This window comes from Streptomyces sp. NPDC056628 (assembly GCF_042792555.1).
GTDB lineage: Bacteria > Actinomycetota > Actinomycetes > Streptomycetales > Streptomycetaceae > Streptomyces.
Genome location: NZ_JBHTWG010000001.1, coordinates 268,176 through 284,203, shown reverse-complemented (window position 1 = coordinate 284,203; position 16,028 = coordinate 268,176). Strand labels below are relative to the sequence as shown.

At 71.2% G+C, this 16,028-nt stretch carries 13 protein-coding genes; 10 read left to right on the top strand and 3 right to left on the bottom strand.

What is annotated here, in order from left to right; all coding sequences use genetic code 11:
• Positions 1-183: 183 nt before the first annotated feature.
• The 3 genes from ACFRAC_RS01280 to ACFRAC_RS01270 all read right to left on the bottom strand — a co-directional run bounded on the left by ACFRAC_RS01280 (position 184) and on the right by ACFRAC_RS01270 (position 2,959).
• A complete protein-coding gene (locus tag ACFRAC_RS01280; RefSeq protein WP_382919347.1) occupies positions 184-1,056 on the bottom strand; it encodes an acyl-CoA thioesterase in 873 nt (290 codons plus the stop codon).
• A 34-nt stretch (positions 1,057-1,090) separates the two neighbouring features.
• Entirely contained in the window at positions 1,091-2,248 is a 1,158-nt protein-coding gene (locus ACFRAC_RS01275; protein WP_382919905.1) for an acyl-CoA dehydrogenase family protein, read from the bottom strand.
• Positions 2,249-2,344: 96 nt separating this feature from the next.
• Complete coding sequence (locus tag ACFRAC_RS01270) at positions 2,345-2,959, bottom strand: TetR/AcrR family transcriptional regulator (protein ID WP_382919345.1); 615 nt, start codon at positions 2,957-2,959, stop codon at positions 2,345-2,347.
• An 87-nt stretch (positions 2,960-3,046) separates the two neighbouring features.
• Between ACFRAC_RS01270 and ACFRAC_RS01265 the strand changes: the two genes are divergently transcribed.
• The 10 genes from ACFRAC_RS01265 (at position 3,047) to ACFRAC_RS01220 (ending at position 16,017) form a co-directional block, all read left to right on the top strand.
• On the top strand, positions 3,047-4,663 hold the full coding sequence (locus ACFRAC_RS01265; protein WP_382919343.1) for a carboxyl transferase domain-containing protein: 1,617 nt from the start codon (positions 3,047-3,049) through the stop codon (positions 4,661-4,663).
• A gap of 8 nt (positions 4,664-4,671) precedes the next feature.
• Positions 4,672-6,597 (top strand): biotin carboxylase N-terminal domain-containing protein, encoded by a 1,926-nt coding sequence (locus ACFRAC_RS01260; RefSeq protein ID WP_382919342.1) that lies wholly within the window; start codon positions 4,672-4,674, stop codon positions 6,595-6,597.
• Positions 6,597-7,532: a hydroxymethylglutaryl-CoA lyase gene (locus ACFRAC_RS01255; RefSeq protein WP_382919341.1), complete on the top strand. Its 936-nt coding sequence runs from the start codon at positions 6,597-6,599 to the stop codon at positions 7,530-7,532. The genes ACFRAC_RS01260 and ACFRAC_RS01255 overlap by 1 nt, the downstream gene beginning before the upstream one ends.
• A 6-nt stretch (positions 7,533-7,538) precedes the next feature.
• Positions 7,539-8,699: an acyl-CoA dehydrogenase family protein gene (locus ACFRAC_RS01250; RefSeq protein WP_382919340.1), complete on the top strand. Its 1,161-nt coding sequence runs from the start codon at positions 7,539-7,541 to the stop codon at positions 8,697-8,699.
• A 194-nt stretch (positions 8,700-8,893) separates the two neighbouring features.
• The gene (locus tag ACFRAC_RS01245) at positions 8,894-9,940 is read left to right on the top strand and encodes an ABC transporter substrate-binding protein (protein WP_382919338.1); all 1,047 of its coding nucleotides are present in this window, start codon (positions 8,894-8,896) and stop codon (positions 9,938-9,940) included.
• A 98-nt stretch (positions 9,941-10,038) separates the two neighbouring features.
• Positions 10,039-10,872, top strand: a complete 834-nt coding sequence (locus tag ACFRAC_RS01240) for a siderophore-interacting protein (protein ID WP_382919336.1) — start codon at positions 10,039-10,041, stop codon at positions 10,870-10,872.
• Between the two features lie 127 nt (positions 10,873-10,999).
• On the top strand, positions 11,000-12,442 hold the full coding sequence (gene desA, locus ACFRAC_RS01235) for a lysine decarboxylase DesA (protein WP_382919335.1): 1,443 nt from the start codon (positions 11,000-11,002) through the stop codon (positions 12,440-12,442).
• Positions 12,426-13,709 (top strand): lysine N(6)-hydroxylase/L-ornithine N(5)-oxygenase family protein, encoded by a 1,284-nt coding sequence (locus ACFRAC_RS01230; protein WP_382919333.1) that lies wholly within the window; start codon positions 12,426-12,428, stop codon positions 13,707-13,709. Before desA ends, ACFRAC_RS01230 begins: the two co-directional genes overlap by 17 nt.
• A complete protein-coding gene (locus ACFRAC_RS01225; RefSeq protein WP_382919332.1) occupies positions 13,706-14,248 on the top strand; it encodes a GNAT family N-acetyltransferase in 543 nt (180 codons plus the stop codon). Before ACFRAC_RS01230 ends, ACFRAC_RS01225 begins: the two co-directional genes overlap by 4 nt.
• Positions 14,245-16,017 (top strand): IucA/IucC family protein, encoded by a 1,773-nt coding sequence (locus ACFRAC_RS01220; RefSeq protein ID WP_382919331.1) that lies wholly within the window; start codon positions 14,245-14,247, stop codon positions 16,015-16,017. Before ACFRAC_RS01225 ends, ACFRAC_RS01220 begins: the two co-directional genes overlap by 4 nt.
• Positions 16,018-16,028: the final 11 nt, after the last annotated feature.

Sequence of the window (16,028 nt, the reverse complement as noted above, 5' to 3'; positions counted from 1 at the left end):
ACTCGTCAGCGTCTGCCCAGTTCGGCGACCTTGGCGGTCAGCGCGACGACGGCGTCCTGGAGCGCACCGTGGTGCTTGCCGGCGCCGGCGAACGCCTGAAGCGCCGCGGCGTGGGCAAGATCCCCCCTGCCGGTCGTCGCGTCAGGCGAAGATCACGTCAGCTGCTCGGGGAGGCCCTCCGCGTCAGTCGCCACGCGGGACGCGGACCACGCCCTCCTGGATCACCGACACCGCGAGCCGGCCGTCCTGGGTGTAGATACGGGCCTGGCCGAGGCCGCGGCCGCCGTGGGCGGACGGGGACTCCTGGTCGTACAGCAGCCACTCGTCGGCGCGGAACGGCCGGTGGAACCACATGGCGTGGTCCAGCGAGGCGCCCACCACGTCGCCGACGGCCCAGCCGCCCCGCCCGTGCGCGAGCAGCACCGAGTCCAGCAGGGTCATGTCGGAGACGTAGGTGGCCAGCACGACATGCAGCAGCGGGTCGTCGGCGAGCTTGCCGTTGGTGCGGAACCACACCTGGGAGTGCGGTTCGCGCGGCTCGCCGTACCGGCCGTAGGGCGGCTCGTCGACATAGCGCAGGTCGACCGCCCGGCGTGCCTCCAGGAACCGCTCGACGACCGCCGGGTCGAGGTGCCCGTAGCCGCGCAGCCGCTCCTCGGAGGTGGGCAGCGACGCCGGGTCGGGCGCCGGCGGCATCGGGGCCTGGTGGTCCAGGCCCTCCTCGTACGTCTGGAAGGACGCCGACAGCGCGAAGATCGGCTTGCCGTGCTGGACGGCGACCACCCTGCGGGTGGTGAAGGAGCGCCCGTCGCGCATGCGGTCGACGTTGTAGACGATGGGCGCGCCCGGGTCCCCCATGCGCAGGAAGTACGCGTGCAGGGAGTGCGCGGGCCGGTCGGCGGGCACGGTGCGGCCGGCGGCGACGAGCGCCTGGGCCGCGACCTGCCCGCCGAAGACGCGCGGGACGACCGCGGACTGGGACCGGCCGCGGAAGATGTCCACCTCGATCTGCTCCAGGTCGAGCAGATCGAGGAGGCTCTCAAGTGCCTCGTTCATGGCACCTTTTCTCGTGGCGGGGAAGGTCAGGGGCTTACAGGCCCATGTCCTTCGCGATGATCGTCTTCATGATCTCGCTGGTCCCGCCGTAGATGCGGTTGACGCGGTTGTCCGCGTACAGGCGCGCGATCGGGTACTCGTTCATGAAGCCGTAGCCGCCGTGCAGCTGGAGGCAGCGGTCGATCACCCGGTGGGCGACCTCGGTGCAGAACAGCTTCGCGGAGGCGGCCTCGGCGGGCGTCAGCTCACCGGCGTCCAGGGCCTCCAGGGCGCGGTCGGCGACGGCCTCGGCGGCGTCCACCTCGGCCTGGCAGGAGGCCAGCTCGAACTTGGTGTTCTGGAAGGACGCGACCGGCTTGCCGAAGACGGTGCGCTCCTGGACGTACTGCTTGGCGAACCGGACGGCGGCCTTGGCCTGCGCGTAGGCGCCGTAGGCGATGCCCCAGCGCTCCGAGGCGAGGTTGTGGCCGAGGTAGTAGAAGCCCTTGTTCTCCTCGCCGAGGAGGTCCTCGACCGGGACCTTGACGTCGACGAAGGCCAGCTCGGCGGTGTCGGAGGTGCGCAGGCCCAGCTTGTCCAGCTTGCGGCCGATGGAGTAGCCCTCGGACTTGGTGTCCACCGCGAACAGGGAGATGCCGTGGCGGCGGTCCTCGGCGGTGGGCGCGGCGGTGCGGGCGCACACGATCACCCGGTCCGCGTGGACACCACCGGTGATGAAGGTCTTGGCGCCGTTGAGGACGTAGTGCGTGCCGTCCTCGGAGAGCTTGGCGGTGGTCTTCATGCCCGCGAGGTCGGAGCCGGTGCCCGGCTCGGTCATCGCCAGCGCCCACATCTCCTCGCCGGTGACGAACTTCGGCAGGTAGCGCTTCTTCTGCTCGTCGGTGGCGAGCATCTTCAGGTACGGCAGGCCGAGCAGCACGTGCACACCGGAGCCGCCGAACTGCACACCGGCGCGGGCGGTCTCCTCGTACATGATCGCCTCGAACTTGTACGACTCGATGCCGGCGCCGCCGTACTCCTCGTCGACGCGGATCCCGAAGACGCCCAGCTCGGCGAGCTTGTAGTAGAAGTCGCGGGGCGCCTGGCCCGCCGCGAACCACTCGTCGTAGACCGGCACGACCTCGGCCTCGATGAAGGCCCGGATGGTCTCCCGGAACGCCTCGTGATCCTCGTTGAACACCGTACGGCGCACGCCGTCCACCTCCACCGGTACATGTCTAAGCGCTTGCTCATCAACCGTACCGGCGAGTAGCGAAGGACGTCCAGGGTGGAACGACCGTAACGCTCGTCACTCCTCCGGCGGACGCGCCCCGCCCCCGGCCGCCCCGAAGGCCCCGCGCGCCATGCGGTGCAGCAGGTCCGCGGTGGCCCCGCGCCCCGGCAGGACACCCGGACGGCCCAGGTGCGGGGTGGAGTTCAGCAGGCCGAACACCGAGTGGACGGCCGAGCGGGCGGTCGGCTCGGTGAGCTCCGGATAGACCCGGCGCACCACCTCCACCCACAGCTCGACGTACTGCCGCTGGAGTTGGCGCACGAGCTTGCGGTCGCTGTCGCGCAGGCGGTCCAGCTCGCGGTCGTGCAGGGTGATCAGGGGGCGGTCGTCGAGGGCGAAGTCGATGTGGCCCTCGATCAGGGAGTCGAGGACCTCCTCCGCCGGCACCCCGGCCGCCTCCGCCAGGCGCCGCTTCGCGCCCGTCAGCAGCCGGCCGCTGATCCCGACCAGCAGTTCGGCGAGCATCGCGTCCTTGCCGGGGAAGTGCCGGTAGAGGCCGGGGCCGCTGATGCCGACCGCGGCGCCTATCTCGTCGACACCGACGCCGTGGAATCCGCGCTCGGCGAAGAGCCGCGCGGCCTCCTTGAGGATCTGTTCGCGGCGGGTGGGGGCGTCGGTTCTGATGGCCATGGGAACGATTCTAGACAGGGAGGTTAGCGGTCGTTAACCTGAAGGAAATGCGTTAACGCTCATTAACAAGGTGAGGGGACCGCGAGGATGCACGAGGCACCGGAGCTCCAGAGCGCGGCGGATCCCGCGTCGGAGACCTGGCGGGCCAACGAGGAGGCCCACCGGGCGCTCGGGGAGGAACTGCGCGCCAAACTGGCCGCGGTGCGGCTCGGCGGGGGTGAGAAGGCCCGCGCCCGGCACACCGCGCGCGGCAAGCTGCTGCCCCGCGACCGGGTCGACACCCTGCTCGACCCCGGCTCACCCTTCCTGGAGCTCGCCCCCCTCGCCGCCGACGGGATGTACGAGGGGCAGGCCCCGGCGGCGGGTGTCATCGCGGGCATCGGGCGGGTCAGCGGCCGCGAGTGCGTGATCGTCGCCAACGACGCCACGGTCAAGGGCGGCACCTACTACCCGATGACCGTCAAGAAGCACCTGCGCGCCCAGGAGGTGGCCCTGGAGAACCGGCTGCCGTGCCTGTACCTGGTCGACTCCGGCGGCGCCTTCCTGCCGATGCAGGACGAGGTCTTCCCGGACCGCGAGCACTTCGGGCGGATCTTCTACAACCAGGCCCGGATGTCCGGCGCGGGCATCCCCCAGATCGCCGCGGTCCTCGGCTCCTGCACGGCCGGCGGCGCCTACGTCCCCGCGATGAGCGACGAGGCCGTGATCGTGCGCGGCCAGGGCACGATCTTCCTCGGCGGGCCCCCGCTGGTGAAGGCCGCCACCGGCGAGGTCGTCACCGCGGAGGAGCTCGGCGGCGGCGAGGTCCACTCCCGGGTGTCCGGCGTGACCGACCACCTCGCGGAGGACGACGCGCACGCGCTGCGCATCGTGCGGAACATCGTCGCCACCCTGCCCGCCCGCCGCGACCTCCCCTGGGAGGTCACGCCCGCCGTCGAGCCGAAGGTCGACCCGTACGGGCTGTACGGCGCCGTGCCGGTCGACTCCCGCACCCCCTACGACGTGCGCGAGATCATCGCGCGCGTGGTCGACGGGTCCCGCTTCGCCGAGTTCAAGGCCGAGTTCGGGCAGACGCTCGTCACCGGCTTCGCCCGGATCCACGGGCACCCGGTCGGCATCGTCGCCAACAACGGCATCCTGTTCTCCGAGTCCGCCCAGAAGGGCGCCCACTTCATCGAGCTGTGCGACCAGCGCGGCATCCCGCTGGTGTTCCTGCAGAACATCTCCGGGTTCATGGTCGGCAAGGACTACGAGGCCGGCGGCATCGCCAAGCACGGCGCCAAGATGGTCACGGCGGTGGCCTGCACGCGCGTGCCCAAGCTGACGGTCGTGGTCGGCGGCTCCTACGGCGCCGGCAACTACTCCATGTGCGGCCGGGCCTACTCGCCCCGGTTCCTGTGGATGTGGCCGGGCGCCAAGATCTCCGTCATGGGCGGCGAGCAGGCCGCCTCGGTCCTCGCCACCGTCAAGCGCGACCAGATGGAGGCGCGCGGGGAGACCTGGCCGGCCGAGGACGAGGAGACGTTCAAGGCGCCCGTGCGCGCGCAGTACGAGCGCCAGGGCAACGCCTACTACGCCACCGCCCGGCTCTGGGACGACGGGGTCATCGACCCGCTGGAGACCCGCCAGGTGCTGGGTCTGGCCCTGACCGCCTGTGCCAACGCGCCCCTGGGTGACCCCCAGTTCGGCGTCTTCCGGATGTGAGGGGGACCATGTTCGACACCGTACTCGTGGCCAACCGGGGCGAGATCGCCGTCCGGGTCGTCCGTACGCTGCGCGCGCTGGGCGTGCGCTCGGTGGCCGTCTTCTCCGACGCGGACGCCGACGCCCGCCATGTGCGCGAGGCCGACACGGCGGTGCGGATCGGTCCGGCGCCGGCGGCCGAGAGCTATCTGTCCGTGGAGCGGCTGCTGGAGGCGGCCGCCCGCACCGGCGCCCAGGCCGTCCACCCCGGCTACGGCTTCCTCGCGGAGAACGCCGGCTTCGCGCGCGCCTGCGCCGACGCCGGGCTGGTCTTCATCGGGCCGCCCGCCGACGCCATCTCCCTGATGGGCGACAAGATCCGGGCCAAGGAGACCGTGAAGGCGGCCGGTGTCCCGGTGGTGCCCGGCTCCAGCGGCAGCGGCCTCACCGACGCCGAACTGGCCGACGCCGCACGCGAGATCGGCATGCCGGTGCTGCTCAAGCCGTCGGCGGGCGGCGGCGGCAAGGGCATGCGGCTGGTGCGGGACACGGCACTGCTGGCGGACGAGATCGCCGCCGCACGCCGTGAGGCCCGCGCCTCCTTCGGCGACGACACCCTGCTGGTCGAGCGGTGGGTCGACCGGCCCCGGCACATCGAGATCCAGGTCCTGGCCGACGGGCACGGCAATGTCGTGCACCTCGGCGAGCGCGAGTGCTCGCTGCAGCGCCGGCACCAGAAGATCATCGAGGAGGCGCCCAGCGTGCTCCTCGACGAGGCCACGCGCGCGGGGATGGGCGAGGCGGCCGTGCAGGCGGCCCGCTCCTGCGGCTACCGGGGCGCGGGCACGGTGGAGTTCATCGTGCCGGGCGGCGACCCGTCCTCGTACTACTTCATGGAGATGAACACCCGCCTCCAGGTGGAGCACCCGGTCACCGAGCTGATCACCGGGATCGACCTGGTGGAGTGGCAGCTGCGGGTGGCGGCCGGCGAGCGACTGGCCTTCGGGCAGGACGACGTGACGTTCACCGGGCACGCCGTCGAGGCCCGCGTCTGCGCCGAAGACCCGGCGCGCGGCTTCCTGCCGTCCGGCGGCACGGTCCTGAGGCTGCGCGAGCCGCAGGGCGACGGCGTGCGCACCGACTCCGGGCTCAGCGAGGGCACGGAGGTCGGCAGCCTGTACGACCCGATGCTGTCCAAGGTGATCGCGTATGGCCCCGACCGCGCGACCGCGCTGCGGAAGCTGCGGGCGGCCCTCGCCGGGACGGTCACGCTGGGCGTGCCGACCAACGCGGGCTTCCTGCGGCGGCTGCTGGCGCATCCGGCGGTCGTGGCGGGCGAGCTGGACACGGGCCTGGTGGAGCGCGTGGTGGACGACCTGGTCACCACCGAGGTGCCCGAGGAGGTGTACGAGGCGGCGGCGGCCGTCCGCCTCGACGCGCTGCGCCCGGAGGGCGACGGCTGGACGGATCCGTTCTCGGTGCCGAGCGGCTGGCGGCTCGGCGGCACCCCGCGGCCGGTGAGCTTCCACCTGCGGGCGCAGGAGCCCTTGGAGTACGCGCCGCGCGGCTCCGCCGTCGTCACCGACGACGAGGTGTCGGTGACCCTCGACGGCGCCCGCCACACCTTCCACCGGGCCGCCGACTGGCTGGGCCGCGACGGCGACGCCTGGCAGGTGCGCGACCACGACCCGGTGGCCGCCTCGCTCACCGGTGCCGCCCACGCGGGCGCCGACTCGCTCACCGCGCCCATGCCCGGGACGGTGACGGTGGTGAAGGTCGCCGTGGGCGACGAGGTGACGGCCGGCCAGAGCCTGCTCGTGGTGGAGGCGATGAAGATGGAGCACGTCATCTCCGCCCCGCACGCCGGCACGGTCGCCGAACTCGACGTCGCACCCGGCACCACGGTCGCCATGGACCAGGTCCTGGTGGTCGTCACCCCGGCGGAGGAGGTCTGATGACGCTGCCCATGACCGTCCCGGCGCCGGGTCTGCCGGCCCGGGTGCGCATCCACGAGGTCGGCGCGCGCGACGGCCTGCAGAACGAGAAGTCGACCGTGCCCACCGAGGTGAAGGCGGAGTTCGTCCGCCGGCTCGCCTCGGCCGGTCTGACGACGATCGAGGCGACGAGCTTCGTCCATCCGAAGTGGGTGCCCCAACTCGCGGACGCCGAGCAGCTGTTCCCGCTCGTCTCCGGCCTGGAGGGGGTCGAGCTGCCGGTCCTGGTCCCCAACGACCGGGGTCTGGACCGGGCCCTCGCCCTCGGCGCCCGGCGCGTCGCGGTGTTCGCCAGCGCCACCGAGTCCTTCGCCAAGGCCAACCTCAACCGGACGCTGGACGAGTCCCTCGCGGTGTTCGAGCCGGTGGTGCGGCGCGCCAAGGACGAGGACGTGCAGGTGCGCGGGTATGTGTCGATGTGCTTCGGCGACCCCTGGGAGGGTGCCGTCCCGCTCCCCCAGGTCGTCCGGGTGTGCAAGGCGCTCGTCGCGATGGGCTGCGACGAGCTGAGCCTCGGCGACACCATCGGCGTGGCGACGCCGGCCCATGTGCGCGCCCTGCTCTCGATGCTGAACGAGGAGGGGGTGCCGACCGGTGTCATCGGCGTGCACTTCCACGACACCTACGGTCAGGCCCTCGCCAACACCTACGCCGCCCTCCAGCACGGCGTCACCACCGTCGACGCCTCCGCGGGCGGGCTGGGCGGCTGCCCGTACGCCAAGTCCGCCACCGGCAACCTCGCCACGGAAGACCTCGTGTGGATGCTGCGCGGCCTCGGCATCGACACCGGAGTCGACCTGGGCCTCCTCGTCGCCACAAGCACGTGGATGGCCGACCAGTTGGGACGGCCCAGCCCCTCCCGCACCGTACGAGCCCTCTCCCACAAGGAGCAGTGAACCGCCATGGACCACCGTCTCTCCCCCGAACTGGAGGACCTCCGCCGCACGGTGGAGGAGTTCGCCCACGACGTCGTGGCGCCGAAGATCGGCGACTTCTACGAGCGTCATGAGTTCCCGTACGAGATCGTGCGGGAGATGGGCCGCATGGGGCTGTTCGGCCTGCCGTTCCCCGAGGAGCACGGCGGTATGGGCGGCGACTACCTGGCGCTGGGCATCGCCCTGGAGGAGCTGGCCCGCGTCGACTCCTCGGTGGCCATCACGCTGGAGGCGGGCGTCTCGCTGGGCGCCATGCCGATCCATCTGTTCGGCACCGAGGAGCAGAAGCGCACCTGGCTGCCGAAGCTGTGCTCCGGTGAGATCCTCGGCGCGTTCGGCCTGACCGAGCCGGACGGCGGCTCCGACGCGGGCGCGACCCGGACGACGGCCCGCCTCGACGAGTCGACGGACGAGTGGGTGATCAACGGCACCAAGTGCTTCATCACCAACTCCGGCACCGACATCACCGGTCTGGTGACGGTCACGGCGGTGACGGGCCGCAAGCCGGACGGCAAGCCGCTCATCTCCTCGATCATCGTGCCCGCCGGCACCCCGGGCTTCACGGTCGCCGCCCCCTACTCCAAGGTCGGCTGGAACGCCTCGGACACCCGCGAGCTGTCCTTCGTGGACGTCCGTGTCCCGGCGGCCAACCTGCTGGGCCAGGAGGGCCGCGGGTACGCGCAGTTCCTGCGCATCCTGGACGAGGGCCGTATCGCGATCGCGGCGCTGGCCACCGGCCTGGCGCAGGGCTGTGTGGACGAGTCGGTGAAGTACGCCAGGGAGCGCCACGCGTTCGGCCGTCCGATCGGCGCCAACCAGGCCATCCAGTTCAAGATCGCCGACATGGAGATGAAGGCGCACACGGCCCGCCTCGCCTGGCGCGACGCGGCGTCCCGGCTGGTGGCCGGGGAGCCGTTCAAGAAGGAGGCGGCGCTGGCGAAGCTGTACTCGTCCACGGTCGCGGTGGACAACGCCCGGGACGCCACGCAGGTCCACGGCGGCTACGGCTTCATGAACGAGTACCCGGTGGCCCGGATGTGGCGGGATTCCAAGATCCTGGAGATCGGCGAGGGCACCAGCGAGGTCCAGCGCATGCTGATCGCGCGGGAGCTGGGGCTGGTGGGCTGACCTGCCGCGAACGACCCGAACGAGGCTCAACATCCGGGAGGCACCCGGGCGTTGGGCCTCGCGGCATACAGGGGCCCGCTCACGGGCGGGCGCGAGACCGATCAGCGCCCCACCCCTGGACATCAGCTCAGGTTAGGCTAACCTATCTTCGAACTGTCCAGCGGTGATCAGCCCTGTTCGAAAGCAGCGTAGCCATGTCCAACGCCAGAGCCACCCACCTCACCCGCCGCGGCATCCTCGCCGCCGGCGGTGCCCTCGGTCTCGGTGCCGTGCTCGCGGCCTGCGGGGACGACGACGCCAAGAGCGGTGGGTCGAACGAGGCCGGGGGCGCGGGCAAGTCCGGCCCCTGGACGTTCGAGGACGACCGCGGCACGACCGTGAAGCTGGACGAGGTCCCCACGAAGATCGTCGCCTTCGTCGGCGTGGCGGCCGCCCTGTACGACTACGGCATCGAGGTGAAGGGCGTCTTCGGCCCGACGAAGACCAAGGACGGCAAGGCCGACGTGCAGGCCGGCGACATGGACGTCAGCAAGCTGACGGTGTTCGGCAACGTCTGGGACCAGTTCAGCGTCGAGAAGTACGCGGCGTTCGCCCCCGAGGTCCTCATCTCCACGACCTTCGACAGCGCCGGCACCCTCTGGTACGTCCCCGAGGCGTCCAAGGGCAAGATCGCCAAGCTCGCGCCGAGCGTGGCCGTCTCCGTGTACGACCGTCAGCTGACCCGGCCGCTGGAGCGGGTGTGGGAGCTGGCCGAGTCCCTCGGCGCCGACCTGAAGACCGGCGAGGCCGCGCAGGCCAAGAAGGAGTTCGAGGCCGCCGCCGAGCGACTGCGCAAAGCCGCCAAGGCCCGCCCGGAGATCAAGGTCCTGGCCGGCTCCGCCAGCCAGGACATCTTCTACGTCTCCGGCACCAACCTCTCCATCGACCTGGAGTACTTCAAGGCCCTCGGCGTGAACTTCGTCGAGCCGCCGGAGAGCGCCAAGAAGGAGGGCGGCGGCTGGTACGAGAGCCTGAGCTGGGAGAACGTCGACAAGTACCCGGCCGACATCATCATGATGGACGACCGCACGCAGACGATCCAGCCGGCCGACATCCCCGAGGGCACCTGGAAGAAGCTGCCCGCCGTGAAGGCCGGGCAGGTCATCCCGCGCTCGCCCGAGCCGATCCTGTCGTACGCCAAGTGCACCCCGCTGCTGACGAACCTGGCCGAGGCCATCGAGAAGGCCAAGAAGGTCGCCTGAGAGACGGCCACTCGGGGTCGCGGCCGGTCGTGGCCGGTCGCGCGGCCCCCGCACCCCCTTGAGCAGGCACACCGACGTCGATCCGGGAGTCGCCCCCTATGACCACCGCCGTCGCCGCCCCCTTCCGCTTCTTCGCCCTCCATGTCGTACGGACGCGGCGGCTCGGGCCGTCCCTGGTCCGGGTCACCTTCGGCGGTGCGGACCTGGAGCACTTCTTCTCCGACGGACGCGACCAGTCCCTGTCGCTGTTCCTGCCGCACCCGGGGCAGAGCGAGCCCCGCGTCCCCGTCGAGCTGGGCGACGGCTGGTGGCAGGGCTGGCGCGAACTGCCGGACGGCGTAAGGGCGGTGATGCGGTCGTACACGCTGCGCGCGCTGCGCCGCGACGCCGGCGAGATCGACATCGACTTCGTGCTGCACACCCCGGCCGGCCCGGCCTCCTCGTGGGCCGCGCGGGCCGGCGCGGGTGACCGGGTGCTGGTGCTCGGCCCCGCCGTCGCGGACAACCGGGCCATCCGCTTCCGGCCGCCCGCCGACACCGGGCCGGTCGTCCTGTGGGGCGACGAGACCGCCGTACCCGCCGTCGCCGCCGTCCTCGAGACGCTGCCCGCCGGGACGCCCGCCCAGGTGTGGCTGGAGGTGCGTGACGCCGGGGACGTCCAGGAACTGCCGACCGCCGCCGACGCCGGGATCACCTGGCTGGTCCGGGACCGGGCGCACCCCGAGGGCACTCCCCTGGCCCTGGACTCCGTCCGGGCCGCCCCCATCCCCGCCGCCGGGCGGCCCTACGTGTGGCTCGCCGGCGAGTCCGGCTGTGTGAAGGCGCTGCGCCGGCACTTCGTCGCCGAACGCGGCCTGGACCGCCGCAGGGTCACCTTCGTGGGCTACTGGCGGCAGGGCATGAGCGAGGAACAGCTGCGCGCGGCGGCGTGACGTCCGGCGCCCGGCAGCGCCCCCTCCGTGATCGCGGTCACGTCCGAACCCGGCATGAGCAACCTCAACTTAGGTTAGCCTTACCTAAGTTGCTCTCAGAGCCCCGTCCCCACCGGAGGACCTCCCCATGCGCTCGCACTTGCTCAACGACACGACCGCGGAGCGGTACCGCCGCTCCGTGACCGAAGGCATCGAGCGGGTGGCCGCCAAACTCGCCGCCACCGACCGTCCGTTCACCGGCGTGTCGGTCGACGACCTCGCCCCCGCCATCGACGCGATCGATCTCGACCGCCCGCTGCACGACACCGCCGCGGTGCTCGACGAGCTGGAGGACGTCTACCTCCGGGACGCCGTCTACTTCCACCACCCGCGCTACCTCGCCCACCTCAACTGCCCGGTCGTCATCCCGGCGGTGCTCGGCGAGGCGGTGCTGTCCGCCGTCAACTCCTCGCTGGACACCTGGGACCAGTCGGCCGGCGGCACCCTGATCGAGCGCAAGCTGGTCGACTGGACGGCCGCCCGCATCGGCCTCGGCCCGGCCGCCGACGGCGTGTTCACCTCCGGCGGCTCCCAGTCCAACCTCCAGGCGCTGCTGCTGGCCCGCGAGGAGGCCAAGACCGACAACCTGGCGAAACTGCGTATCCTCGCCTCCGAGGTCAGCCACTTCAGCGTGAAGAAGTCCGCGAAACTGCTCGGCCTCGGCCCGGACGCCGTGGTCTCCGTCCCGGTCGACCACGACAAGCGCATGCAGACCGTCGCGCTCGCCCGGGAGCTGGAGCGCTGCACCCGGGACGGCCTGGTCCCCATGGCCGTCGTCGCCACCGCCGGCACCACCGACTTCGGCTCCATCGACCCGCTGCCCGAGATCGCCGGGCTGTGCGAGCGGTACGGCACCTGGATGCACGTCGACGCCGCCTACGGCTGCGGCCTGCTGGCCTCCGTGAAGTACCGGGGCCGCATCGACGGCATCGAGCACGCCGACTCCGTCACCGTCGACTACCACAAGTCCTTCTTCCAGCCGGTCAGTTCGTCCGCCGTGCTGGTCCGCGACGCCGCGACCCTGCGGCACGTCACCTACCACGCGGACTACCTCAACCCGCGCCGCATGGTGCAGGAGCGCATCCCCAACCAGGTCGACAAGTCCCTCCAGACCACCCGCCGCTTCGACGCGCTCAAGCTGTGGATGACCCTGCGCACCATGGGGGCCGACGGCATCGGGCAGCTCTTCGACGAGGTCTGCGACCTGGCCGCGGCGGGCTGGCGGCTGCTGGCCGCCGACCCCCGCTTCGACGTGGTCGTGGAGCCCGCCCTGTCCACCCTGGTCTTCCGCCACATCCCGGCCGCCGTCACCGACCCGGCCGAGATCGACCGGGCCAACCTGTACGCCCGCAAGGCGCTGTTCGCCTCCGGCGACGCCGTGGTCGCGGGCACCAGGGTCCAAGGCCGCCACTACCTGAAGTTCACCCTGCTCAACCCCGAGACGACGACCGAAGACATCGCCGCCGTCCTCGACCTGATCGCCGGCCACGCCGAGCAGTACCTGGGAGACTCCCTTGACCGCGCGTCCTGACAACCCGTCCGTGGTCCACGACTTCGTGGCCATCGGGCTCGGCCCGTTCAACCTGGGCCTCGCGTGCCTGACCGAACCGATCGCCGAACTCGACGGCGTCTTCCTGGAGTCGAAGCCCGACTTCGAGTGGCACGCGGGCATGTTCCTGGACGGCGCCCACCTCCAGACGCCGTTCATGTCGGACCTGGTGACCCTCGCCGACCCGACCTCGCCGTACTCCTTCCTGAACTACCTCAAGGAGAAAGGGCGGCTGTACTCGTTCTACATCCGCGAGAACTTCTACCCGCTGCGCGTCGAGTACGACGACTACTGCCGCTGGGCCGCGAGCCGGCTGAGCAGCATCCGCTTCGGCACCACGGTGACCGAGGTGACGTACGAGGACGAGGCCGGGGTCTACGCCGTGCGCACCGACGCAGGCGACAGCTACCGGGCCCGCCACCTCGTCCTCGGCACCGGCACCCCGCCGCACCTACCCGAGGCGTGCGAGGGCCTCGGGGGCGGCTTCCTGCACAACTCCCGCTATCTCCAGCACAAGGCGGAGCTGCAGAAGAAGGAGTCCATCACGCTGGTCGGCTCCGGGCAGTCCGCCGCCGAGATCTACCACGACCTGCTCAGCGAGATCGACGTCCACGGCTACCGGCTGAACTGGGTCACCCGCTCCCCGCGGTTCTTCCCGCTGGAGTACACCAAGCTCACACTGGAGATGACGTCCCCGGAGTACGTCGACTACTACCGCGAGCTGCCCGAGGACACCCGCTACCGGCTCACCGCCGAGCAGAAGGGCCTGTTCAAGGGCATCGACGGCGACCTGATCAACGAGATCTTCGACCTGCTCTACCGGAAGAGCCTCGGCGGCCCCGTCGCCACGCGGCTGCTCACCAACTCCTCCCTCACCGGCGCGCGCCACGAGAACGGCACGTACACCCTGTCGTTCCGCCAGGAGGAGCAGGGCAAGGACTTCACGATCGAGTCGCAGGGCCTGGTGCTGGCGACCGGCTACAAGTACGCCGAGCCGGAGTTCCTGCGCCCGGTGCGCGACCGCCTGGTCTACGACGGCCGGGGCAACTTCGACGTCGCCCGCAACTACGCCATCGACGTCACCGGCCGCGGTGTCTTCCTCCAGAACGCCGGTGTCCACACGCACAGCATCACCAGCCCCGACCTGGGCATGGGGCCGTACCGCAACGCGTACATCATCCGCGAGCTGCTCGGCACCGAGTACTACCCGGTCGAGAAGACGATCGCGTTCCAGGAGTTCTCCGTATGAGCACCCGCACCTTCACCTTCCGCCCCCTCGACCCGCTGCGGGACGCCGAGCTCCTGCACTCCTGGGTGACCCACCCCAAGGCCGCGTTCTGGATGATGCAGGACGCCAGGCTGGAGGACGTCGAGCGCGCCTACATGGAGATCGCGGCAGACGAGCACCACCACGCCCTGCTGGGTCTCGACGAGCGCGGGGCGCCCGCCTTCCTGATGGAGCGGTACGACCCCGCCCACCGCGAGCTGGTCGGCCTGTACGACCCGCTTCCGGGCGACGTGGGCATGCACTTCCTCACGCCGGCGACCGACCGTCCCGTGCACGGCTTCACCCGGGCCGTGATCACCGCCGTGATGGAGCACCTCTTCGAGGACCCCGGGGTCCGGCGGGTCGTCGTGGAGCCGGACGTCGCCAACTCGGCCGTCCACGCCCTGAACGCGGCGGTGGGGTTCGTGCCCGCGCGCGAGATCCAGAAGCCCGAGAAGAAGGCGCTGCTGAGCTTCTGCACCCGTGACCAGTTCGAGGCAGCCCGAGGAGCAGCCGTATGACGCCGTCCGACGCCGTGGCGCATCTGTCCCCCCACCGCTGGGCGCGGGCCAACCGCCTCCTCGTCCGCAAGGCCCTCGCCGAGTTCGCCCACGAGCGCCTGCTCACCCCCGAGCCGTCCGGCGACGGCGGCTACGTGGTCCGCAGCGACGACGGGCGCACGCGGTACACGTTCACCGCCGTGCGTCGCGCCCTGGACCACTGGGGGATCGACGCCGACTCGATCGCCCGCCACCGCGACGAGGCGGAACTCCCGCTCGCCGCGCTGGACTTCTTCATCGAGCTGCAGAAGTCCCTGGGGCTGAGCGACGAGATCCTGCCCGTGTACCTGGAGGAGATCTCCTCCACCCTCTCGGGCACCTGCTACAAGCTGACCAAGCCGCGGGTCACGGCGGCCGAGCTGGCCCGCTCCGGGTTCCAGGCGATCGAGGCCGGGATGACCGAGGGCCACCCCTGCTTCGTCGCCAACAACGGCCGGCTGGGCTTCGGCGTCGACGAGTACCTGGCGTACGCCCCGGAGGCGGCACGTCCGGTGCGCCTGGTGTGGCTGGCGGCCCACCGCTCGCGCGCCGCGTTCACGGCGGGCGTCGGCGTCGAGTACGAGTCGTTCGTGCGGGAGGAGCTGGGCGCGGAGACCGTCGACCGGTTCCACGGGGTGCTGCGCGCGCGGGACCTCGACCCCCGGGACTACCTCCTCGTCCCGGTGCACCCGTGGCAGTGGTGGAACAAGCTCGCGGTCACCTTCGCCGCCGAGGTCGCCCGCGAGCACCTCGTCGTCCTGGGCGAGGGCGACGACGAGTACCTGGCCCAGCAGTCCATCCGGACCTTCTTCAACAGCACGAGCCCGGAGAAGCACTATGTGAAGACGGCGCTGTCGGTCCTCAACATGGGCTTCATGCGCGGGCTCTCGGCCGCCTACATGGAGGCCACGCCCGCCATCAACGACTGGCTGGCCCAGCTCATCGACGGCGATCCGGTGCTGCGCTCGACGGGCCTGTCGATCATCCGGGAGCGGGCCGCGGTCGGCTACCGGCACCTGGAGTACGAGGCGGCGACGGACCGGTACTCGCCGTACCGCAAGATGCTGGCGGCGCTGTGGCGCGAGAGCCCCGTGCCCCGCCTCGAGGACGGCGAGACGCCGGCGACCATGGCCTCGCTCCTGCACGTCGACCACGAGGGCGCGTCGTTCGCGGGCGCCCTGATCGAGCGGTCCGGGCTGGACCCGGTGGAGTGGCTGCGGCACTATCTGCGGGCCTACTTCACCCCGCTGCTGCACAGCTTCTACGCCTACGACCTGGTGTACATGCCGCACGGCGAGAACGTCGTCCTGGTCCTGAAGGACGGCGTGGTCCGGCGCGCGATCTACAAGGACATCGCCGAGGAGATCGCCGTCATGGACCCGGACGCGGTGCTGCCGCCGGCGGTCGAGCGGGTGCGTGTGGACGTGCCCGAGGACACCAAGCTGCTGTCGATCTTCACGGACGTCTTCGACTGCTTCTTCCGCTTCCTCGCCGCGAACCTCGCCACCGAGGGCATCCTCGACGAGGACGCCTTCTGGCGGACGGTCGCCGAGGTCACCCGCGACTACCAGCGGTCGGTGCCCGAACTCGCCGAGAAGTTCGAGCGGTACGACATGTTCGTCCCCGAGTTCGCGCTGTCCTGCCTCAACCGCCTCCAGCTGCGCAACAACCGGCAGATGGTGGACCTCACGGACCCGGCCGGCGCCCTCCAGCTCGTCGGCACCCTGAAGAACCCCATCGCCGGGCCGTAGCCCCACGGACA

Coding starts and splice junctions, on each gene's coding strand:
- ACFRAC_RS01280 (WP_382919347.1), bottom strand. CDS start 1,056: ATGAACGAGGCACTTGAGAGCCTCCTCGATCTGCTCGACCTGGAGCAG.
- ACFRAC_RS01270 (WP_382919345.1), bottom strand. CDS start 2,959: ATGGCCATCAGAACCGACGCCCCCACCCGCCGCGAACAGATCCTCAAG.
- ACFRAC_RS01265 (WP_382919343.1), top strand. CDS start 3,047: ATGCACGAGGCACCGGAGCTCCAGAGCGCGGCGGATCCCGCGTCGGAG.
- ACFRAC_RS01260 (WP_382919342.1), top strand. CDS start 4,672: ATGTTCGACACCGTACTCGTGGCCAACCGGGGCGAGATCGCCGTCCGG.
- ACFRAC_RS01255 (WP_382919341.1), top strand. CDS start 6,597: ATGACGCTGCCCATGACCGTCCCGGCGCCGGGTCTGCCGGCCCGGGTG.
- ACFRAC_RS01250 (WP_382919340.1), top strand. CDS start 7,539: ATGGACCACCGTCTCTCCCCCGAACTGGAGGACCTCCGCCGCACGGTG.
- ACFRAC_RS01245 (WP_382919338.1), top strand. CDS start 8,894: ATGTCCAACGCCAGAGCCACCCACCTCACCCGCCGCGGCATCCTCGCC.
- ACFRAC_RS01240 (WP_382919336.1), top strand. CDS start 10,039: ATGACCACCGCCGTCGCCGCCCCCTTCCGCTTCTTCGCCCTCCATGTC.
- desA (WP_382919335.1), top strand. CDS start 11,000: ATGCGCTCGCACTTGCTCAACGACACGACCGCGGAGCGGTACCGCCGC.
- ACFRAC_RS01225 (WP_382919332.1), top strand. CDS start 13,706: ATGAGCACCCGCACCTTCACCTTCCGCCCCCTCGACCCGCTGCGGGAC.
- ACFRAC_RS01220 (WP_382919331.1), top strand. CDS start 14,245: ATGACGCCGTCCGACGCCGTGGCGCATCTGTCCCCCCACCGCTGGGCG.